The organism is Desulfosarcina alkanivorans, assembly GCF_009688945.1.
Taxonomy (GTDB): domain Bacteria; phylum Desulfobacterota; class Desulfobacteria; order Desulfobacterales; family Desulfosarcinaceae; genus Desulfosarcina; species Desulfosarcina alkanivorans.
Genome location: NZ_AP021874.1, coordinates 2,667,669 through 2,689,342 on the forward strand (window position 1 = coordinate 2,667,669; position 21,674 = coordinate 2,689,342).

Genomic DNA, 21,674 nt, shown 5'->3' on the forward strand with positions numbered 1-21,674 from the left:
TTATTCAATTCGTACCTAATTTTTCAGCCGTCAGGAAGCATTTCCCGAAGGTGCGTAGCGGATCAGGGCCGCTTTTCTGCCGGCCACCCGCTGATAGGTCTCGTCGGGCCACCCCAGGGCGATCACGGCATAGGGGGTTTCGTGGTCGGGAATGCCCAGCATGCGAACGATCGACCGCTGCCGCCGCATGGCTTCGATGACAAAACCGATCAGACAGGACCCCAGGCCCATGGCATGGGCGGCCAGCAGCATGTTGCCGGTGGCCAGCATCGCATCTTCGGACGGGCAGGACGCGTCATCGTCGGCGGACACCACGATCACGGCCGTGGCCCCGTGAAACAGCAGATCCCGCTCCCCCCTGTCCCACGCCGCCAGCCCCATCTTTACCGTGGGGTAGTGAAGGCGGTAATAGGCGTCCAGTTCCGGTCTGCCGACCAGCTTCAACCCGGTGCGCAGCCATCGGTTCTCCGCCATGCGGTTGGTCTGCCTGAAAAAGTCGCCCACCCGCCGCCCCAGACGGTCGACGGCGTCCCGGTCCGGCAGGATGGTGAAGGTCCACGGCTGGCAGTTGGTCCCCGACGGCGCGGTGACGCCGACGTGCACCAGATCCTCAAGCAGGGAGCGCCCCACCGGCCGGCCTGAAAAATTTCGGCAGGATCGCCGCGACCCCATGAGATTCACCAGGGCGGCGGTGTCGAAACGGCCATGGGCGATCCAACGGGTATCGGCGGCAAAGGTCTGGAAGTGGGACAGGGCGGCATCCACCGCCGTCACCCGGATGGCGTCGACCGGGCAGGCGGCGGCGCAATGGTCGCAGCCCAGGGACTCGGTGCCGATGACAGCCGCCTTGCCATCGTTCAGGCCCAGGGTTTCCTTGGGACAGACCGGTACGCACAAACCGCACCCGATGCAGGCATCGGCATCGATTTCGGTGGTAACGGAGCGATCCTGCAGATTTTTTTTACCATCTGTCATTTTTTATTATTCCAGTGCTTGACATGGGTGTACCGGACCTTAATATTCCCGCTTTCAAAAAATTTTCCGTAAAGGAAGCTGTCCCGATACCGATTGAAAAAATCCGGTCCGCAACCATCGCACCACTGTTCCCGCGCCCGAGGAATCGCCAGATGAAAAAGTTTTTTTACCACCAGTTTATATCGTCCGTCCTGTGGAACCTGTTCCTGATTACCGCCGGATCCATCGTATTCGGCATCGGATTGAAGGCCATCGCCATCCCCCACGGGTTTATCACCGGCGGCATTTCAGGTCTGACCCTGCTCTTTTACTATGTCAGCGGCCTTATGTCACCGGGGTTATGGTACCTGATCGTCAACGTCCCCATCTTCCTGATCGGCTGGATCCACGTCAGCCGGCGATTCTTTCTTTACAGCCTTTATGGCATGGCCGCCTTATCGATGGCCATCGACCTCATCGGCTTCACCCTTCCCATCAGGGAGCCGATCCTGGGGGTGCTGGCCGGCGGCGTGCTCATGGGCGCCGGCACCGGCATCATCCTGCATTCTCTGGGTTCTGCCGGCGGCATGGACATTGTCGCCATCATCCTGAACCAGAAATTCAACGTGCGCATGGGCACGTTCTACTTTGCCTTCAATATCGTGTTGTTCGCCTTCAGCTTCGGGTTTCTGGAAGCCGACCTGGTGCTCTATTCCCTGTTCATGAGTTTCATTTCGTCACAGACCCTGGACTACGTGCTGACCATTTTCAACCAGCGCAAGATGGTCATCATTATTTCCGATTGCAACGATCGTATCTCCAGGGAGATCCATAGCCGCCTCCGCCGGGGCGTCACGTTCCTGAACGGCAGCGGGGCCTATACGGGCCGGGACAAGAAAATTATCCTGACCGTAATCCACAATTACCAGCTCAAACGCCTGGAGGAGGCCGCCCTGTCCATTGACCCGGAAGCCTTCATCATCACCGAAAACACCTTTAACGTCCTGGGCAGGGGATTTTCCAGGCGCAAGGTGTATTGATAAGCTCATAGGTCATAGGCCATAGGTCATAGGTCATAGGCCATAGGCCATAGGTCATAGGTCATAGGTCATAGGTCATAGGTCATAGGTCATAGGTCATAGGTCATAGGTCATAGGTCATAGATAGGTATGGGCCGGCCATCCGTTCTGTCAAACAAAAAAGGCGCTGTCGGTATCCGTAAATACATCGTTGCCGACAGCGCCGTATGGTTTTTGAGGGGTCGTCAGTCCGGCCGGGAAGTGTCCGGGGCCTTCTCCGCTTCGTCTGTCGCCGGGGTTTTGCCGTAAACCACAATCCCGCCCTCGTCACCGGAAAAGAGGCCGGGTCCCGGTTTTTCGTCCCTGTCGTCGTGGTATTCAAACGGCTCCGGCGAGGCGGCACATCCGGCGATCACGAGCATCATTGCCAGCACCCACGTCCGGCAGCGGTTTTTCCGGGCGGCCGTCATTTAGAACTTCACCCGCATGCCGGTCATAATGGCATTGATGGCGTCGTAATCGCCGCCGTTGCTGTCCAGGTCATGGAACCGGTACCCCAGGTAGGCCTCGGTGCCCCATCCCTGGATATCCTGAACCATCTGGAAGCCGAAGGTGTCGGCGTCGTCACCATCGGCGGCAATGTCCGAGTAGCGGCCGAAATCAATGGACATGGCGGTCACCCCCAGCGGGCACCAGCGGGCCCGGTAGCCGAATTTGGTGTAGAAAAACCCGCCGTCATCCCTGCCGGGGCCCTTGTGGTCGCGGGTGCCCATGGCAAAGGTGCCGTTGAACCCGGAGTCGTGCAGCACCGACACCGATCCGGCCAGCTGATCGTCAATGCCCTCTGACGTGCTGCCGGGGTTGGCGTAGGCCGCCGCCGCGGCCAGCTTGAAGGCATCCACCTGTGCCGTATAGCGCACGGCAAAGTCACCGCCCCCGTCGGCAATGTATGAGGTCGAACCGACAAAGCCGTTGAACGAGGGGCTGTCGTAGCGGATGCGTTCGTCCCGGCCGAGCCCGTCCATGTTGCTGAAGACGCTGCCGATATTGATCACGGACAACGCGTTGTTGTCGCTGTCGTAAAACAGCTGGCCGCCGGCCATGTCGCCAATGCTGGAATAGCCGACGACGCTGGTGCCGGACAGGTCCATCTCGGAGGTGCCGTCCGAGGCCGTGGATCCCCAGCCCAGTGAAAATTTGCCGATGGTGCCGCCATCCACCCAGAGGTCCAGGTGCCGCTTGCGAAAATTATTGTCGCCGACACCGCGCTTGTCGTTCTGGTTGACCAGGTTGCTGTCATTGGACTGGAACTCCACCTCGATCCGGGTTCCCACTTCATAGTTGCCACCCGGCTTGATGGTGCCCAACACCCCCACCCGGGTGGAAGAGTTGTCGTTGTCCACCAGGTAGACATTGCTATTGTCACCATCGTCGCTGAACAGCACCGCCTTGTTCACCTGGCCGTAAACCTTGACATTGGCCTTGGGGTTGCCGGTCTTGACGGCTGCCGGGCTGTCCGTCGCCGCCTCGGCCGAAGCCACTTCCCTCTGGTTCTTCAGGGCCTGCACCTGCACCTGAAGCTGCTCGAGGGCCTTTTGCTGTGCCTCGATCTGGGCCTGCTGCTGCCGGATGATCTTCTCGAGACGATCCAGGGTTTCCGGGTCCGCCCCGTATGCACTAAACGCAGTCATAAAACCAATCACGACAGCAAGAACGGACATGCGTCGCAGGATGTTCACCATAACCGTTTTCATGGCACCCCCTCCGTTTCCTGATGGTTGATGATAGTGGACAATCATTCGACAAAGAGCATCCCGCCCCCCTGGATGCAGCGCGGCCTCGGCTGAAAGGGCTCGTCAGGCGCCTCCCCGGCCGCGCCGTATCAAGCCAACCGGTCGGCCATGCCTGCCCGCAACCACACTGGTGATGGATTTACGATTGGACGGAATTGAACAGATGGGTCAGAATTGGATCGCAAGTCAAATACGATGGGACTATATCATCAAAAAAAGAAGTCTGCAAATGACGGTCGCCGGGCCATTTCACGAAAGTCATCTTATCTCACCGGGGGGCCGCCACGGGTTGCGCTTGCCGTAGGGCCGTATCAATCGGCCGATCCATCCGGACCGGGCTCCCCATCGGGCACACAGGACGACGGAAGCACTTTATTGGCTTTCACGCCCAGCGCCTTGAGCTGCTCGGCCCGCCGGACCAGGTTTCCCCTTCCCGAACAGAGCCGGTCCCGGGCCGTGCGATGGGCTTCCCGGGCCCGATCAAGCTGCCGGCCGACCTCCTCCATGGCCTCGATGAACCCGATAAACTTGTCATAAAGCCCGCCGGCCTGGCGGGCGATCTCCAGGGCGTTTTCATTCTGGTCCGCATAGCGCCAGAGGTTGTGAATGGTTCTCAGGGTCACCACCAGGGTGGACGGCGACACCAGGATCACGTTCTTCTCGAAGGCTTCGGCCAGCAGCGAGCGGTCGTGCTCCAGGGCCGTGAAAAAAGCCGCCTCGATGGGCACGAACATGAGCACGAAATCCAGGGTATGAAGCCCTTCCAGGTCTTCGTAGTGTTTTTCGCCCAGACCGTTGAAGTGACTTCTCAGAGAAGTGAGCAGTGCCTTGATCGCCGTGCTGCGCACCCTTTCATCGGTGGATGAATGGTAGCGTTCATAGGCCTTGAGGGACACCTTGGCATCCACGATGACATCCCTGCCCTCGGGTAGCCGGATGATGACGTCCGGCTGGTATCGGCTGCCGCGGCTGTCGGTCAGGCTCACCTGCGTCTCGTAGGCCCGTCCCTTTTCCAGGCCGGAGGCCTCCAGGATCCGTTCCAGGATCACTTCTCCCCAGCCGCCCAGGGTCTTCACGTCCCCCTTGAGGGCGTTGGTCAGGTTGAGGGCGTCCTTTCCGATCCGCTCGTTCAGGTTTTTCAGGTGGCCGATTTCATTCAGCAGGGTCGCCCGATCACGGGATTCCTTGTCGTAAACGTCCTCCACCCGCTTTTTGAAATCACCCAGTTGCTCGCGCAGCGGACTGATCAGCCCATCCATCCGGGCCTGGCTGTCGTCGGCGAAAATCCTGCCCTTCTCTTCCAGAATCCGTTCCGCCAGTACCTTGAACTCGACGGTCAGTCGCTCCCGGGCATCGTTGAGCAGAGCAATCTTCTCACTGGCCTGCCGGCGTTCGGCGTCCAGCCGGGTGGTGGTCTCGGACAACTTTTTTTCCAGGGACAGGTTCGCGGCGTTGAGCTGTTCCTGCCCGTGCCGGTTCTTCTCCAGCGTTTCCTCCAGCACGGGAATCCGGGCAGCGGTCTGTTCCAGGGCGGCCTTTTGCGCTTCCAGTCGGGACAAGGCATCGCGGCGCTGGTCCAGCTGGCCTGCGAGCGAAGCCAGGTCGGCCCGTGCCGTCTCCAGCTGTTGCCGGGCAGAAGCCAGCTTTTCTTCCATGGTCGCCTTTTCCATCTCCCCGAGGTGCATCATGGCGGCCAGTTCGGATTTCAACCGCGACCGGACGACCAGCAATGCGATCAATACAGCCAGGAGTATCCCGGCAGTTCCGCCGATCAGATAGATGAGTTGAAGCTGGGTCATTCCATGTCCCCTGTGAATGGTCATGCAGCGATCCGATGAAGGTCGTCATGCGTTTATACGCCAGTTTCAACGGCAACTCCACCCTCTTTTCATTGGTACCGGTTGAGATCGACACCGCCCGAACCATAAATGATGGTGGGCGCGCTGGCCACGTATGGAGGACCCGGCGCTAACCGTTGCCAAACCGTTTTCTAACCAAATACTAACAAAAATATTGACCCTGTCTGGCGCACTGTTTAAATTGAATCTTTAGTGCCACGATTCACCAGCATATTCAAACGTCCATGGATCAACTGCTTACAGGCGAACAACCCGATGGCCCACAACCACTCATGGCAGTCCGTATTCAAGCCGGGGAGCTCCGAAGATTTTTTCCTGGATGAAACCCCCATGAAGTTCTGCGTGAATGCGGATGGGTTCAACCCGGTCAACGCCTGGTGGCTTTCAGAGCTGTCCCGATTGATCTATCGAAGAGATGCTTCGGAGGGCGTCCAGAGGCCGGGGCGCACATCCCGGAACGCGTTCCTGGCACGCGTGGGTCTGGCTGAACGGCACTTTTTCAACGGCCCCACGATTCAAGGCGCGCTTGTGGAAACCGTCGACACCGGCAAGGATGCCTTTGCGGCCCTGGTATTTCGCGGTACCCGCGGTCGCCTGTCCAACTGGCTGGTCAATCTGGATATGGTCATGAGTCCGTGGCCTCACGGCGGCAGGGTCCACCGCGGATTCAAGCATGGGTTGATGGAACTCTGGGAATCCATCTCCGCAGCCCTGGAATCCGTGGACAAACCCCTGTTCTACACCGGCCACAGCCTGGGCGGCGCCATGGCCACACTGGCGGCATCGCTTAAATCACCACACGCCGTTTATACGTTTGGCGCCCCTCGGATCGGAGATGTCGCCTTTGCCGCAACCCTGTCCGATGTGAAGATTTACAATGTATGCAATCCCCGGGATATCGTTACCGAGCTGCCCCCTTCCGGATGGTGGTCCCGTTTTATCCATGCCGGGACCATGATCCACAATATCGAAGTGATGCGGCCCCATCGCAGCCTTGTTCAGGCGCCTTCATTTCTGGCCGGCCACGCCCCCCTGAATTATACCAACCAGCTTCCGGTCGCCTTCGACAATTAGGATCCTCCAAATACGGATATCCGATAAAGGCTTTAGATCCAGCCCTGTGCCGGATGGACGAATCGTTGACCCCGGCCACCGGTCTCTGGTAAATACTTCTCTCGCACGCCATCACCCCAAAGGGAGAAAAGCACGGCCGTGGCCCTTAACCGTGGCACAACCATACCGGATCGACTGAAGCGCCTCGACGGCTATCTTGCCGATGCGGAATCCCGAATTCAAGGAATCAGGGAGGACTGCGAAAAAACAATCGTCTGGCATGACAGCCAGCGGAAGCGGCGGGACCTTGCCATCGTATACATCCACGGTTTTTCGGCCAGCCGCATGGAAACCTGGCCCCTGTGCGACCGCCTGGCCGAGGCCAATGGCGCCAACCTGTTCTATACCCGCCTCACCGGCCACGGACAGGATGGCCCCGCCATGGCCGCGGCAACGGTCGCGGACTGGCTGAACGACGGCCTGGAAGCCGTGGCCATCGGCCGGCGTCTGGGGAAAAAGATCATCCTGGTGGGCATGTCCACCGGCGCCACCCTGGCCACCTGGCTGGCGGCCCAGCCGTCGGTGGCCCCGCTGATCGACCGCCTTGTTCTTCTATCCCCCAACTACTTTCCCAAAAACCCCATGGCCGCGGCAGCCCTGTGGCCGCCCTCATTTCGGATCATGGAGCAGTTTTACGGCGGATGGCGAAGTTTCAGCATCGCCAATGACAGGCATGCCCGCTACTGGACCGTGCGATACCCGCTGAAGGCCATTGCCGTCATGATGCAGCTGGTTCGCCGCTCCTGGCAGGTTGACCTGAAAAACGCCGCCATGCCCGTGCTGATGATGGTCAACCCCTGGGACCGGGTGGTCAACGTCACCCTGGCCGTCGTACGCTACCGGGCCTTTCCGTCCGCGCAGAAAAAGCTGGTGCTGTTCAGGAAAAACAGGGATCTGGGCCGCCACGTGCTGGCCGGCGACATCCTGGCCACGCAGGCCACCGCAAAGGCGTTCGCCATCATAAACACCTTCCTTAACGAACACAGGCCGCAGGAATGAAACACCCCCGAGGAGGAAACCATCGACCGGTTGCATAAATCCAGCCTGCACTTATTGTTGTGGAATAAGTGTTGAGAACCCGTCATCCGTGAAAGGAATACCATGGCCGACACCAACGACACCCACCTCAAATCGGTGGGCTACATTCTCTGGATCTTCGGATTCACCGGGGCCCACCGGTTTTATTTCGGCAAGCCCATTTCCGGCACCATCTACTTTTTCACCCTCGGCCTGCTGGGCATCGGCTGGCTCATCGACCTGTTTCTGATTCCCTCGCTGGACCGGCAGGCGAGCATCCGGTTCCGCAGCGGCCGCGTCGACTACACGCTCGTATGGGTGCTGCTCACCTTCCTGGGATTGCTGGGCATCCACCGCATGGCCATGGGCAAATGGCCGACCGGCATCCTTTACCTGCTGACCGGCGGCATCTTCGGGCTGGGCTACCTTTATGATTTCTGGACGCTCAACGACCAGATCACGGTGATCAACGGATCTTAGGGACCGGGCGTCCCCAGCGACCGGCCGCCCCTGAAAAAAGCGCTGCCGCCCAGCGCGTTCATCTGCTGGCGAATCTGCCAGGTCCGCCGTTTCACATAGTCGGAGGGCCGGTCGGCACGCATGCGTCTGGGGCTGGGCAGCACCGCCGCCAGGGTGGCGGCTTCGCGGCGATTCAACCGGGACGCCGGTTTGTGGAAAAACCGCCGCCCGGCGGCTTCAACGCCGAACACACCGGTGCCCATTTCGGCAATGTTGAGATAGACTTCCAGGATTCGCCGCTTGGACCATGATATTTCCATGAGCAGGGTAAAATAAACCTCCACGCCTTTCCTGACATAGCTGCGTCCCGGCCACAAAAACAGATTCTTGGCCACCTGCTGGCTGATGGTGCTGGCCCCGCGGGGACGGCTGCGGGCACGGTTGTCCCGGATGGCATCGGCAATGGCCTTGACGTCCAGCCCCCAGTGATCGAAAAAATTCTGATCTTCGGAAGCAATCACGGCCAGGGCCGCGTGGGGAGAGATCCGGTCCAGGGGTACCCACCGGTAGTCCACCCGGGTGCCCGACAGGCGCTGCTGAAGCATGAACGCGCTGGTGGGCGGGGCCACCCACCGGAAAAGAAGGGTCATTGCGATGGTGCCCGCCAGCACGAGGGCCGCTGTTTTCCGCAGCAGCCCCATGAGCCTGCGACCCCAGCTTTTTTTGGGTCTTTTTCGCCTGGCCATGGGTGGTTCACACCGTTTCCGTCATTCCGGACCAATGCATGGGCCGTCTGCCGGTTGATTCAGTTCAGGTTGAAGAAAGTCGAGGCATTCAGGTAAAAAAGTTTCTCGCGCAGGGCCTCCGGCAGGTCATCACGGTGTCGACAGCGCACGGCGTCTTCAAAAAACATGCTGCCCGAGTCCGTGTTGCACATGATGCGGTCGACCTGATCGGCATGGATCGAAACGATACGCGTCATCTCCGGCCACGCGGTTTTGGCCGGGCTCAGGGTGACCCCCGCCCAGAAACCGGCCTCGAGTACCGCCCCGATGGTTTCGACCGTGCAGTGATCGACGACCAGCCCCGGACGCAGCTCCGGAAATCGATCCAGGATCTCCAGGATGACTGCGGTAATCCGGCGTTTATCGGACCGGGGGGTGTGAACACCGATTCTTTTGCGGCGCTTCAGCAGGCGCCTGCCTATTTCGAGCTGGGCGACGAAGACCTCCCGCTCCCTGGCATCGCCGGTTTCAAGACCGATTTCACCGATGCCCAGACACGCTGGATCATCGATGAACGGTTCCAGAATCGGGCCGATCTGCGACGGCTTCAAATCCGGCGGCATCGAACGGGGGTGAATGCCGGCCAGATAATGGCAATTCAGGCCGGCAGCGGTAAGGGTCCGGATGCAGTCAGCCTTGGCCTGGAGGCTTGCTTCCAGTTGGGCAACCGATTCGACCCCTTCGAAATAGGACCATGAAACCACTGCGCAGCTGTTTTCCTTGAGCCATTGCAGGCGATGGGGGTGATGCCGCAGTATCAGATCAAGGTGAACGTGACTGTCAAGAATGCTTTTCATAGAAACCCGGCAGACCTTTCTGTGGAACAGAAGAATCTAAAAAAAGAGGATCCGTAGCCTTGCGGAAGACCGTGAATCAAGGATATAAGCAGGATACCGTCCTCCAGGCAGCCCGATGCAGCCAGAAAGCCGACACCATGGACTCGAGTAAAGCACAAATCCCGTCAGAATTCCACATCCGCAAAGGCGTCCCCGGGGACGCCCGATTCCTGGCCACACTGGGCAGAAAGACCTTTTCCGACAGTTTTGCGGCGGACAATCGCCCCGAAGACATGGCCGCCTACCTGGACGCGTCCTTCGGTCCCGGAAAACAATCCCTGGAGCTGGCGGACCCGCTGTCCGTATTCCTGATTGCCGAAGTCCGGGGCCGGGCGGCAGGATACGCAAGGCTGCTGAAATCGCCGGTGCCGCCGGGTATCCGTATCCGCCCGGAACGCCCCATCCAGCTGGTGCGCCTCTATGCCTGCCGGCAATGGATCGGACGCGGGGCCGGTCCGGCACTGATGCGCGCGTGCATTGCCGAATCACGGAAGCGGCGATGCGACGGCATCTGGCTGAGTGCCTGGGACAGGAATATCCGGGCGATCCGTTTTTACCGCAAGTGGGGGTTTTCCCGGGTGGGCACCCGGCCGTTCCTGGTGGGAAACGACCGGCAGAACGATCTGGTCCTGTGGCGGCCGCTGCTGGCGGCGCCGCAATAAGGCCAAAACCCGACCGGGGATGGGGTGACCACCAGCCGGAAACGCTGCGGGTGGCCGGGTGACGGTCCATCCATGGTCCGCTGCCATGACCGGGCGTGGGAGAGCCGGTCCACGATGACCGCAAATGGGCTGGATGCATCCACGCCTTCCTGCAGGCCGCAGGAGTGGTCAACGGTCACCGGGCCGGCTGCTTCCGGCATCGGGAGTTGATCGCCGGTCTGCAGGCTGAATCGGACTCGTCCGGAAAGGGCCCTGCCGCATACGGGTAAACGGCCGGGGCGAAATGGCATTTGGAAGGGCCCGGCACGTCAACAGGTGGCCCCGGGAGGCATGGAAATGACAGGCGCAACAGCGAAAACCGTCCTGGTTGTCGAAGATGATGAGAATACGGCATCGCTCATCGCCCTGTACCTGGAGCGCGAAGGTTTCATGCCGGTGACGGCCGGAGACGGACAAGCGGGCCTGGCCCTGGCGAAAACCCGCCGGCCCGATCTGGTGATTCTCGACCTGATGATCCCCAAGGTGGACGGCTGGGAGGTCTGCCGACAGTTGCGACAGGTTTCCGAAGTGCCGGTGATCATGCTCACGGCGCGGGGGGATGAGATCGACCGGGTGGCCGGGCTCACCCTGGGCGCGGACGATTACGTGGTCAAGCCATTCAGCCCCCGGGAACTGGTGGCCCGGGTCAAGGCCGTGCTCCGGCGCACGTCCCCGGCGGCGAAGACGGAGAAAACCGTCCTGATTCACGGTGCGGTCCGCATGGACCTGGAAAATCGCCGGTTCACCGTGAGCGATGAACCGGTTTCGCTCACGCCCCACGAGTACGCACTGATGGCGGCCCTCATGTCCGCCCCGGGACGGACCTTCACCCGGGACGAACTGCTGGACCGCCTGTATCCCGGCGGGGAAGCCGCAGTCATCGACCGGGTGGTGGACGTCCACATCGGCAAGCTTCGCCAGAAAATCGAACCGGTGCCCGCCGCGCCGCGTTACATTCTGACCGTTCGCGGCATCGGCTACCGCTTTGCGGACCGGCAGCCGGAGTAAGGAGGAGACCACGGTGAAACGCTTCCTGATGGTCAAGCTGCTGACCGTCAACCTCGTGGTCGTGGGGTTTGCGGTGGCGGTGGTGTGGCTGGCGATCGACACCCTGGCCGCAGGCTACTTCGTCACGCTCATGGAAAAATACCACATCTCACCCGAACCGGCCCACGCCATGTTTGTCGCTGCCGTGCACCGGTACCTGATCTGGGCCCTGGGGGGGGCCATGGGGCTGGCCATCCTGCTGAGTTTCGTGATGAATCGCCGCATCCTGGGCCCCCTGACACGCATGACGGCCATCACCGATGAAATTGCCGCCGGTAAATTTTCAGCGCGGGTTCCCGTGGCCGCAGCGGACGAGGTGGGGCAACTGGCCCGGGCATTCAACCGCATGGCGGAAAACCTGGAAAAGATTGAACGCCTGCGCCGCACCCTGATGATCGACGTGGCCCATGAACTGCGCACCCCGCTGACCAACATCCGGGGATACCTGGAAGCACTGACCGACGGCGTACTGCCCCCGGATCCGGGAACCCTCGGCCTGCTTCAGGACGAAACCCTGCGACTGGCCGAACTGGTGGAAGACGTACTCGCCCTGGCCCGGGCCGATGCCGCTGGCGGTCAGCTTGAACCGACGTCCGTCGATTTGCGGTTCATGGTGCAAAACGTGCTGGCGGCCTTTGCCCCGGCGGTGGGTAAAAAAACACTGGCAGTCCGTCTCCACGCACCCGCATCGCCGGTAATGGTCCACGCGGACCGCAAACGCCTGGACCGCGTCCTGCGTAACATCACCGACAATGCCGTCCGCTATGCGCCGGCGAAAAGCCCTGTTACCGTCACGGTCGCCACGGAACCGGAAGCGGTCCGGGTGGACTACGCCAATCCCGCCGATGACCTCGTCCCGGAGGACCTGCCTTATCTTTTCGAACGCTTTTACCGGGGGGAAAAATCGCGCTCCCGGCGTCACGGCGGCGCCGGCATCGGTTTGTCCATCGTCAAGAAACTGGTGGAAGCCCATGGCGGAGGGGTTTATGCCGACCTGACCGATGGCGTCGTCCACATCGGTTTTACCCTGCCTCTGGCAACGGATACGACAGCCGGTCGACGATAGATCAGGCCCCCCGCCCTCGAGAAACCGTAAGCGCGTGACCGGATCTTTCATGGATCCATGGACAGCCGGTTGCCGTGCATGACGGAAAATAATCGACAAAATGGTGCCTGTCCTGCTTAATTTTTTGAAACCGTGGGCGATATGGTTGTTAACTTCTTACTTTAGGGGAAGGTCTGAAGGATGTCCGTAAAACCGTCCTATGAAGAATGCCATCAGAAGGTCCAGGATTTAAAAAGAAGGATGGAAATTTACCGCTCCTTTGTGAACAACAGTTCGGACCTTTTTTATCGAACGGGCCTTGATGGCAAAATCTCGTATATCTCGCCTTCGGTTTACAAGCTCTCGGGTTATACCGTGAAAGAAGCAATTGGAATGAATATGGCGGAACAGATATACCTGTTTCCGGAAGAACGGAAGATTTTCATCGAAAAGCTTCATGATAAAGGTCAGGTGGTTAATTTTGAAGCCCAATTGAAAAGAAAAGACGGGGCCGTCTGGTGGGCTTCCACCAGTGCGCACCTGTACAGGGACAGGGACGGGAAGGTACTCGGCGTTGAGGGGATAACACGCGACATAACGGGGCTGCAGACCGCCAACCAGGCACTCAAAGAAAGTGAAGAGCGGTTCAGGCTGGCCTTTCTGACGATTCCGGACGCGATCAATTTAAACAGAGTCTCTGATGGGGTGTATATCGACATCAATGAGGGGTTTACCGATCTGACCGGTTATACGCGTGAAGACGTCATTGGAAAGCCATCTCTCGACATCAATATCTGGAAAGCGTCCGAAGACAGGAAGCGGTTGGTAGATGAATTGATGAAAACCGGCCATGTGAAAAATCTTGAGGCCCGATTTGTAAGAAAAAATGGAGAAGTGGGCATAGGCCTCATGTCGGCACGCATCCTTCATATCAACAATGAAGATGTCATTCAATCCATAACCAAGGATATTACCGAACGCAAAAACGCAGAAAGGTCCCTGCAACAGAGTGAGAAGCGGTTACGGTTGATCACGGACAACATGGCGGATGTCGTCAGCCAGGTGGATGCGGCCTTCAAGGTTATCTATACCAGCCCATCATTAAAAAGGATATTTGGGTATCTTCCGCATGAAATCGAAGGGAAACGCGGAACGGACATGATCCACCCGGACGATCTCGAACGGATTCTCAAGGTGGCTGAAAAAGCCAGACGACAGTGCGCGCAATCGGTTCTCCTCCAATACCGTTATCGGCATGCAAACGGCGATTACGTCTGGGTCGAATCTGCCGTTCGCCTGCTCTACGATGAACGGGGTCAGTCAAAGGGGGCCATCCTCGGTACGCGGGACATCTCTGATCGCAAGCAAGCCGAAAAAGAAAAAGAAGTCCTGGAGAAACAACTCATTCAGTCGCAGAAATTGGAATCATTGGGCCGCCTTGCCGGAGGTGTCGCCCACGACCTGAACAACCTGCTTTCGCCGATACTCGGGTACAGCGAACTGCTTTTGGATGATTTGGCCATGCAGGCTCAACACAAGGAGAAGATAGAGCAGATTAACATGGCAGGAATGAGAGCCCGGGATTTGGTGAGCCAACTGCTGGCTTTCAGCCGCAAACAGACCCTGAAGGTCCGATCGGTGAACGTGAACGACGTGCTTGCGGATATTGGAAAACTCCTTGAACGTACCATTCGTGAGGATATTGAGATCAGTATCTGCCAATGCCCCCATATCAAACCGGTAATGGCCGATACTGGCCAGATCGAGCAAGTGATTATGAACCTGGCGCTGAACGCCGCAGACGCCATGCCTGAAGGGGGAAAATTGACCATTGAAACGGCGCTGGCGGAATTGGATGAGACCTATACGTCGACGCATCCTGTCGTCAATCAGGGCGAATATGTCATCCTGAGTTTCAGTGATACCGGACACGGAATGGATGAAGGCACCCGTCTAAAAATTTTCGAGCCATTTTTTTCAACCAAGGGAAAACAGGGAACGGGTCTGGGGCTCGCAACGGTTTACGGAATCGTCAAGCAGCACCACGGCAACATCTGGGTCTACAGCGAACCCGGCAACGGCTCGATCTTTAAGATTTACCTGCCAACGACCCAAAAACAGCCGATGGTGACACCCACGGACAAAAAACCGAGTTCCGGGTTAACGGGCTCGGAAACGATTTTGCTGGTGGAAGACGATACACAGGTGCGTGACCTTGCCCATGAAATCCTTACCAATCATGGATATACGATTTTACAGGCTCAAAATGGAAAAGAGGCATTGAACGTCTGCAGGTCACATGAAGGCCCGATAGATTTGTTGATCACGGATGTGGTGATGCCGGGAATGAACGGAAAAGAGCTTTTTTCCATTTTGACAAAAAAGCATCCGGACGTCCAGGTGATCTACATGTCCGGCTATACGGAAAACATTGTCTCCCATAATGGCGTGCTCGATGAAGGTTTGCAATTCATCCAAAAGCCGTTCACCGTTTTCAATTTAACGGCCAAAGTACGTCAGGCCCTTGCCGGGTAGGCCGTGATGGTCATTTAGGACAACTGAACACGCCCAATACCAGGATACCAGAATCCTCCCAATCCCCTCTCCCTTGAAAATCTTTACCCAATCTTTACCTTAACGTTACACATCCCTTGGCGGGATGTCTTATTGTCTGTTCGTCACCCAATGGATACAGACAGACGGGCAGGAGGTGTGAAATGAAAAAAATGATTATTGCATCACTGGTACTGGCAGCGGTGCTTATCGGTTATCAGCAGGTCAGAAGCATGGATGACAAGATGGAGAAACCCATGGATAAAATGGCTGAACACACGCTATCGGCCGTCTTTGCCGGCGGCTGTTTCTGGTGCACCGAATCGGATTTCGAACAGGTGGACGGCGTTCTCCAGGTGGTGTCGGGCTACACCGGCGGACGAATGGAAAACCCGACCTATAAGCAGGTATCGGCCGGCGGGACCGGCCATGTCGAGGCCGTTAAAGTAATTTACGACCCGACCCGGATATCCTACGACCAACTGCTGGCGGTCTTCTGGCGCCACGTGGACCCCACCGATGCCGGCGGCCAGTTTGTGGATCGGGGCGATCAGTACCGCAGTGTCATTTTCTACGCTACCGATGAAGAGCGCCAGATGGCAGAAGCGTCCAAGCGAGCCCTGGATGCATCCGGCCGCTTCGATCGGCCGGTGGTGACCGACATTCTCCCGCTGGGCACGTTCTACGAGGCCGAAGCGTACCACCAGGATTATTACAAGAAAAATGCGCTGCGCTACAAATGGTACCGATCCGGCTCGGGAAGGGACCGGTTTCTTGAGATGACCTGGGCCAGGGAGGAAATGAACATGGAGAAAAAGATGTCTTCCCCGGGGGCGGCGGTGCAAAAATCCGAGCCCCCCTATGACATCCCCCCGGATGAAACGCTCAAAAAAACCCTGACCCCGGAGCAGTACCGGGTGGCCAGGGAAGACGGCACCGAGCCGCCCTTCAATAACGAATTCTGGGACAACCACGAACCGGGCATTTATGTGGATGTCGTATCCGGGGAACCGTTGTTCAGCTCCACCGACAAATTCGATTCGGGAACCGGCTGGCCCAGCTTCACGCGTCCGCTGAATCCGAAGAACGTGGTGGAGAAAAAAGATTCCAGCTTTTTCATGGTACGCACCGAGGTGCGCAGCAAGCACGCCGACTCCCATCTGGGACATGTCTTTGAAGACGGCCCCGACCCCACCGGACTTCGCTACTGCATCAACTCGGCGTCCCTGAAGTTCATTCCCGCCGATGAGCTGGATCAATCCGGTTATGGCCGCTACCGGAAGCTGTTCGACGAATAGAGGGATTGGGACCTGGTTTGTGGTTGGTTGTTTGTGGTTGGTGTTGGTGGTTTCAGTGCTCGGGGATGTGGGATATGGGTTCGGGGTTCGACATCGGCCCTCAATCCCTCAATCCCCAAATTCCTTAATTCATCCTTCGTCCCTCGCCTCTCGTCTCTGGTTGCTGGTCGCCACTCAAAGCCACAGACCAGAAACCACAAACGACAAGCCGGGCTTTAACCGGCGTTCCGGCCCAGTTCCAGCCCCAGTTCCAGGGCCTGGTGGTTCATCTCCAGAAAACCCGACGGGATGCGCTGCTCCAGAACCTTCATGATCGACGCCGGCTGCACCAGGCCGGTCATCCCCACCACCGCCCCCAGCATGCAGATGTTGAACACGATCGGCTTGCCGATCCGGTCCATGACCGTCTCGTACATGGGCAGCTGACGCTGGCGGGCGTCCACCTTCAGCTGCGGCCGGACGAAACGCGTGTCCATGATCAAAAGACCTCCGGGGCGGATGATGTCGTAAAACGTGTTGTACGACTCCTGGGTCAGGCACACCAGCACGTTGGGCTGGATCACCTTGGGAAAGTTGATCTGGGTGTCAGAGATGATCACGTCGGAGCGCGTCGCGCCCCCGCGCGCCGCGGCACCGTAAGCCTGCGTCTGAACCGCCGTCAGATCTTCGTGAAGCACCGCCGACTCGGCAAGGATGATCGCCGCCGTGATCACCCCCTGGCCGCCAGACCCCGAAAATACCATTCTGCATCGTTCCATCTATCGTCCCCCCATGGCCCGCTCGATGATCCGGTTGTACTCGCTGCAGTACTCGGGCTTGTCCGTCTGTACGAATATACCCCGCTCGATCAGATCCGGGTTCTCCGCCTTTTTCTTCGAGCCGATGGGCACCGTCATCTCCTTCATGCGCGTCATCATGTCCACGGCGCTGCCCAGCCGGTTCTTGCGTCCGAAGTAGGTCGGGCACTGGCTCATCACCTCCACCACCGAAAACCCCTCGTGCAGCACCGCGCTGCGGATGATGTCCGCCATCTGCTGCACGTGGTAGGTCGTGGTGCGCGCAACGAACGTCGCACCGGCCGCCCGGGCCATCTCCACCACGTCGAAACCCTGGTCGATGTTGCTGTACGGCGCCGTCGTCGCCATCATCCCCGGGCCCGTCAGCGGACTGTACTGGCCCCCGGTCATCCCGTAGATGCGGTTGTTCATCACGATGGCCGTGATGTCGATGTTGCGCCGCGCCGCGTGGATGAAGTGGTTGCCACCGATGGACAGCGCGTCCCCGTCGCCCATGGGAACGATCACGTTCAGCTCCGGCTTGCTCAGCTTCACACCCGTGGCGAACGCCAGGGCCCGACCGTGGATCGTGTGCAGGGTGTGAAAATCCATGTACCCCGAAATGCGCGACGAGCAACCGATGCCCGACACCATCACGATCTCGTTGCGGCTCATCCCCAGCCGCTCCACCGCGCGGATCAGGCCGTTGAGGACGATCCCGTGACCGCAGCCCGGACACCACAGGTGGGGAAAAAACCGCTCCCGGATATAGTCGTTGACTGCCATCTTAGACCCCCTTGCCCTTGATCAGGCGAAGTATGTTCTTGATGTCCGTGGGCGTGATGAACGCGCCGTCGATTCGGTTGGCCAGAAACACCCGCTCCGGGTGGTCCACCGTGGTCTTGACCATCTGGCACACCTGCCCCATGTTCATCTCCACCACCACCGTGGTCCTGGCCGCGTTGCAGTACTGGCGGATGACCTCCGCCGGAAACGGCCACAGCGTCTGCAGTTCCAGAAGGCCGATCTTCTCTCCGCGCGGCCGCAGGCTCTCCACGATGTGCAGCGCACTGCGCGCTGACGAACCGAACGACACCAGCACCGTCTCCGCGTCCTCCAGGTAAAACGTCTTGTAGCGCGCCATCTGGGCCGCGTTGTTCTCGATCTTGTCCACCAGGTGACGCAGCAGCCCGTGAACGATCTTGGGGTTGTCCGACGGAAACCCCCACATGTCGTGCACCAGACCGGTCACGTTGTAGCGGTGAACCCCGCCGAAGTCGCTCATGGGCAGCCGCCCGTCTTCGCGCGGCAGGTAGGGATGGTAGTCCACCCCCCCCTTGACCGCCGTGCGCAGCCGCTCCACCAGCGGGATCTCCCCCGGCTCCGGGATCTCAAGCCGCTCGCGCATGTGGCCGACCACCTCGTCGAACAGCAGCACCACCGGCGTGCGGAAGGTCTCGGCGATGTTGAAGGCCTCGACCGTCATGGCGAACACGTCCTGGTGGTTCGACGCCGTCAGCGCAACGATGCTGTGGTCCCCGTGGGTCCCCCAGCGCGCCTGCATCACGTCTCCCTGGCTCACGTGGGTCGGCACCCCCGTCGACGGACCCCCGCGCTGGACGTTCACGATCACGCACGGAATCTCCGCCATCACCGCGTAACCCAGCGCCTCCTGCTTGAGCGAAAACCCAGGCCCCGACGTGGCCGTCAGCACCTTGTGCCCGGTCAAAGACGCGCCGATGACCGCGCACATGGAGGCGATCTCGTCCTCCATCTGGATGAACTTGCCGCCGATCTGCGGCAGCCGTTTCGATAAATGCTCGGCAATCTCCGTCGACGGCGTGATCGGGTAGCCGGCGAAAAAATCCAGCCCCGCGTAAAGCGCCCCTTCCACGCAGGCCTGGTTGCCCTGGATGAATTTAATCTGTCTGGTCATGGCTTTGCCTTTACACTCCGTTATTGTCTGGTTTCTCTGTACTGACCGGAAACCATCTTTATCCATCACCCGAATTCAGGAGGCCGAATCCAGAATTCAGAAGGAAAGGATGTCGCCTTCGGCGGCACCGATTTATTCTGACTTCTGACTCCCGGCTTCTGGCTTCTGATCCGCCACCGTCACCTCGATGGCCAGGTCCGGGCAGCGCAGTTCGCACAGCCGGCAGGCGATGCAGTCCTCAATACGCACCGCCACCGCCTTGTCCTGAGCGTCCAGTTCCAGTACCGACTTCGGGCAGAACGCCACGCAGATCCCGCAGCCCTTGCACCAGTCCCGGTTGATCCGGTGTTCCTTCAACTTTGTTTTTGGCATGTTACCTGTGATTCCTTATTCTTTTCCAAACAGCGGGTTTCATATTCTCCGGCACATAAACATAAAGCCGCTTACCGCTTTTTAAGCTTCTGGTAATAGGAGTGGACCGTATAGACCGCCGCAAGGGGATTGTGGCCGGTTACCCGGTCTTTGGCGGCCAGTACGGTGCTGAAGGCCTCGGCTCTTTTGAGAAACATGGCGTCGTGCCCCACACAAAGGCCGAGCACTACGTTCAGATCAGTCTCTTCCCGATTCAATATTTCGGCCTGAAGCAAAGGGTTGCACATGGTTTCATAGCTCCCGACGTTCACTTTTTCAGCATCGGTGAGCCCGATCGCCTCCTTGGCGATACCGCCGCAATTGCAGGAAACGGAAGCCAGTACAAATCCTTGAGATTCAAATATGTCAGCGACGAGGCCCGCTTCCTTTTGCAGTCCTCCGCAAAAGGCGAGCCCCAGCTTGCGGCAGCCGAGCTTTTTGGCAAACTCGACGGTTTCCTGAATTCGAGACTTGGTCGGCTGAAGAACATAGGGCCCCGGATTGCGGTTGGCGTAGCATTCGGCTTCCTGGATCGAGGCCATTCGTGCGAATTCGGCAACTGCCGGATAATGGTAGCTATCGAGAATTTTCTCTGCGAGTTCACGATAGTTGACGGTAGGACAAAATTCTGGATGACGACCGCCGGATTCCCTTTTACATATTTTTTCGTTATTGGGGATACGGCATCTTGCGCAATGGGCTCTGCTTTCCATTACAGCTCCTGTTCGAAAAAGAATTTAGTGTTCCGCCTGTTTTTAGGTCATCTATTTCCATTATGGTTCAATCGCCCATCCTGCTCTCCTCGCTGAAAAAGGAGATGCAGACCAGAAGAAAAACGCTTGTAATCAGAAAAAAAACCAGGGCCGGCGTGTATGCCTCGGGCGGATAGGCGCCACCCGTTTTTCCGGTCCTGTCCATAATCCATCCCGTCAGCGGCTGGTAAACGGCGGCGCTTAAAAATGCGAAAAAGTTGACGCTTCCCACCGCTGTGCCGGCCATCCAACCGGGAAAAAGCTCTTTGGCTGCGGCAAAGGCGACCACCGCCACCCCGTTGCCGAAAATCCCGAACAGAAAAAACAGCGGAAAGAGGGCTGCGTATGACAGGCGGGTCCTGAACGAAAAGATCAGGATCCAGAGAATGACCTGCACCAGGGAGGCGAACCAGACCACCGTCTTTCTTCGACGTACCATCCGGTCCGAGATGCGGCCCAGCAAAGGGCCGCCGGCGATGGTACCCAAAGCGATCATGGCCAGAATGTTTCCGGTTTCGGATTTGGAAAGACCGCAGACATCCATCAGGAAAGGACCCGCCCACAACCCGCAGAACCCGAAGAGGATGCCACCGAAAAAGAAAAACCAGCCGGCCAGCGGCCAGAATCGGCCGGTGGACAACACGACCCCCAGACCGGTCCATACCCCGGGTCGACGGTCGACTGAATTCACCTTGCCGGCGTCCACCGATCCCGGTGGTGGTTCCGGCACCACCAGCCAGGTGGCCACGGCCAACAGGATCGTCAGGCTGCCGATGCCGGCAAAAGTCCCCCGCCATCCGAAGAAAGCCGTCATCCATGTCAGGGGGGTGGCGGCAACAAACCAACCGACGCCGCCCATGGCCAACAGCAACCCGGATACCGCCGCGTACTCCTTGGGATTGAACAGACCGGCGCAAACCCGCATGGCCGGCACGAAAACAGCGGAAAGACCGAGGCCGACCAGGATCCGGGCAGCCGTGGCCACATGGAAATTGGGTGCCAGTCCAAAGAGAATCGCTCCGGCGGCACCCAGGGTCGAAAACAGCGCAATGGTTTTGCGGGCGCCCCAGCTGTCCGCCAGCACCCCCACCGGCAGCTGCATCAGGGCGTAGGGATAGAAATAGCCAGAGGAAAGCAGGCCCAGGGAAGCCCCGCTGATGGAAAAAGCCGACACCAGCTCCCGGGTCATGAGTGCCGGAGAGACCCGGTGGAAGTAGACCAGCAGGTACTGGAGCGACAGGATCGCAAAGACCGCCCACCGATATCCGGTTTGCCCCGTGGCCCTGGCCAGCGGTTGCGAAAAAGCCATACTGTCCCCCC

Annotated in this window: 21 protein-coding genes; 9 read left to right on the forward strand and 12 right to left on the reverse strand. The window is 58.9% G+C overall.

What is annotated here, in order from left to right; translation table 11 throughout:
- Nucleotides 1-30: 30 nt before the first annotated feature.
- Nucleotides 31-975, reverse strand: coding sequence for a nitroreductase family protein (locus DSCA_RS11740; protein WP_155316613.1), 945 nt, complete (start codon nt 973-975; stop codon nt 31-33).
- Nucleotides 976-1,127: 152 nt separating this feature from the next.
- Between DSCA_RS11740 and DSCA_RS11745 the strand changes: the two genes are divergently transcribed.
- Nucleotides 1,128-1,994, forward strand: coding sequence for a YitT family protein (locus tag DSCA_RS11745; protein WP_155316614.1), 867 nt, complete (start codon nt 1,128-1,130; stop codon nt 1,992-1,994).
- Between the two features lie 224 nt (nt 1,995-2,218).
- On the opposite strand, the gene DSCA_RS11750 is transcribed toward DSCA_RS11745, so the two are convergent.
- From DSCA_RS11750 to rmuC, 3 genes are all read right to left on the reverse strand, one after another.
- Nucleotides 2,219-2,443, reverse strand: a complete 225-nt coding sequence (locus tag DSCA_RS11750; protein ID WP_155316615.1) for a hypothetical protein — start codon at nt 2,441-2,443, stop codon at nt 2,219-2,221.
- Entirely contained in the window at nt 2,444-3,727 is a 1,284-nt protein-coding gene (locus DSCA_RS11755; protein ID WP_155316616.1) for a porin family protein, read from the reverse strand.
- Between the two features lie 350 nt (nt 3,728-4,077).
- Complete coding sequence (gene rmuC / locus DSCA_RS11760) at nt 4,078-5,565, reverse strand: DNA recombination protein RmuC (RefSeq protein ID WP_167527732.1); 1,488 nt, start codon at nt 5,563-5,565, stop codon at nt 4,078-4,080.
- 315 nt (nt 5,566-5,880) lie between these two features.
- On the opposite strand from rmuC, the gene DSCA_RS11765 reads away from it, so the two are divergent.
- The 3 genes from DSCA_RS11765 (at nt 5,881) to DSCA_RS11775 (ending at nt 8,235) form a co-directional block, all read left to right on the forward strand.
- On the forward strand, nt 5,881-6,699 hold the full coding sequence (locus tag DSCA_RS11765; RefSeq protein WP_197904778.1) for a lipase family protein: 819 nt from the start codon (nt 5,881-5,883) through the stop codon (nt 6,697-6,699).
- A 138-nt stretch (nt 6,700-6,837) separates the two neighbouring features.
- The gene (locus DSCA_RS11770; protein ID WP_155316618.1) at nt 6,838-7,737 is read left to right on the forward strand and encodes an alpha/beta hydrolase; all 900 of its coding nucleotides are present in this window, start codon (nt 6,838-6,840) and stop codon (nt 7,735-7,737) included.
- Nucleotides 7,738-7,839: 102 nt separating this feature from the next.
- Nucleotides 7,840-8,235 (forward strand): NINE protein, encoded by a 396-nt coding sequence (locus DSCA_RS11775; protein ID WP_155316619.1) that lies wholly within the window; start codon nt 7,840-7,842, stop codon nt 8,233-8,235.
- Here the strand turns inward: DSCA_RS11775 and mtgA are convergent.
- Complete coding sequence (mtgA, locus tag DSCA_RS11780) at nt 8,232-8,960, reverse strand: monofunctional biosynthetic peptidoglycan transglycosylase (protein ID WP_155316620.1); 729 nt, start codon at nt 8,958-8,960, stop codon at nt 8,232-8,234. The genes DSCA_RS11775 and mtgA overlap by 4 nt on opposite strands.
- A 59-nt stretch (nt 8,961-9,019) precedes the next feature.
- Nucleotides 9,020-9,796 carry a TatD family hydrolase gene (locus DSCA_RS11785; protein ID WP_155316621.1) on the reverse strand — a complete coding sequence of 259 codons (777 nt, stop codon included), beginning with the start codon at nt 9,794-9,796 and terminating at the stop codon, nt 9,020-9,022.
- 71 nt (nt 9,797-9,867) lie between these two features.
- Here DSCA_RS11785 and DSCA_RS11790 point away from each other — a divergent pair, with 71 nt between their 5' ends.
- From DSCA_RS11790 to msrB, 5 genes are all read left to right on the forward strand, one after another.
- Nucleotides 9,868-10,497 carry a GNAT family N-acetyltransferase gene (locus DSCA_RS11790; RefSeq protein ID WP_197904779.1) on the forward strand — a complete coding sequence of 210 codons (630 nt, stop codon included), beginning with the start codon at nt 9,868-9,870 and terminating at the stop codon, nt 10,495-10,497.
- Nucleotides 10,498-10,833: 336 nt separating this feature from the next.
- Nucleotides 10,834-11,544, forward strand: coding sequence for a response regulator (locus tag DSCA_RS11795; RefSeq protein ID WP_155316622.1), 711 nt, complete (start codon nt 10,834-10,836; stop codon nt 11,542-11,544).
- A 13-nt stretch (nt 11,545-11,557) separates the two neighbouring features.
- Complete coding sequence (locus tag DSCA_RS11800) at nt 11,558-12,649, forward strand: sensor histidine kinase (protein WP_155316623.1); 1,092 nt, start codon at nt 11,558-11,560, stop codon at nt 12,647-12,649.
- Nucleotides 12,650-12,889: 240 nt separating this feature from the next.
- Nucleotides 12,890-15,163 carry a hybrid sensor histidine kinase/response regulator gene (locus DSCA_RS11805; RefSeq protein ID WP_167527733.1) on the forward strand — a complete coding sequence of 758 codons (2,274 nt, stop codon included), beginning with the start codon at nt 12,890-12,892 and terminating at the stop codon, nt 15,161-15,163.
- A gap of 182 nt (nt 15,164-15,345) precedes the next feature.
- A complete protein-coding gene (gene msrB, locus DSCA_RS11810) occupies nt 15,346-16,479 on the forward strand; it encodes a peptide-methionine (R)-S-oxide reductase MsrB (RefSeq protein WP_155316625.1) in 1,134 nt (377 codons plus the stop codon).
- A 215-nt stretch (nt 16,480-16,694) separates the two neighbouring features.
- On the opposite strand, the gene DSCA_RS11815 is transcribed toward msrB, so the two are convergent.
- From DSCA_RS11815 to DSCA_RS11840, 6 genes are all read right to left on the reverse strand, one after another.
- On the reverse strand, nt 16,695-17,237 hold the full coding sequence (locus tag DSCA_RS11815) for a 2-oxoacid:acceptor oxidoreductase family protein (protein ID WP_155316626.1): 543 nt from the start codon (nt 17,235-17,237) through the stop codon (nt 16,695-16,697).
- On the reverse strand, nt 17,238-18,041 hold the full coding sequence (locus DSCA_RS11820; protein WP_155316627.1) for a 2-oxoacid:ferredoxin oxidoreductase subunit beta: 804 nt from the start codon (nt 18,039-18,041) through the stop codon (nt 17,238-17,240).
- A gap of 1 nt (nt 18,042) precedes the next feature.
- Nucleotides 18,043-19,191 carry a 2-oxoacid:acceptor oxidoreductase subunit alpha gene (locus DSCA_RS11825; protein ID WP_155316640.1) on the reverse strand — a complete coding sequence of 383 codons (1,149 nt, stop codon included), beginning with the start codon at nt 19,189-19,191 and terminating at the stop codon, nt 18,043-18,045.
- 132 nt (nt 19,192-19,323) lie between these two features.
- Nucleotides 19,324-19,563 (reverse strand): 4Fe-4S dicluster domain-containing protein, encoded by a 240-nt coding sequence (locus tag DSCA_RS11830; protein ID WP_155316628.1) that lies wholly within the window; start codon nt 19,561-19,563, stop codon nt 19,324-19,326.
- A gap of 71 nt (nt 19,564-19,634) precedes the next feature.
- Nucleotides 19,635-20,315: a DUF1847 domain-containing protein gene (locus DSCA_RS11835; RefSeq protein WP_155316629.1), complete on the reverse strand. Its 681-nt coding sequence runs from the start codon at nt 20,313-20,315 to the stop codon at nt 19,635-19,637.
- Nucleotides 20,316-20,382: 67 nt separating this feature from the next.
- Nucleotides 20,383-21,663 (reverse strand): MFS transporter, encoded by a 1,281-nt coding sequence (locus DSCA_RS11840; RefSeq protein WP_167527734.1) that lies wholly within the window; start codon nt 21,661-21,663, stop codon nt 20,383-20,385.
- Between the last annotated feature and the right edge of the window lie 11 nt (nt 21,664-21,674).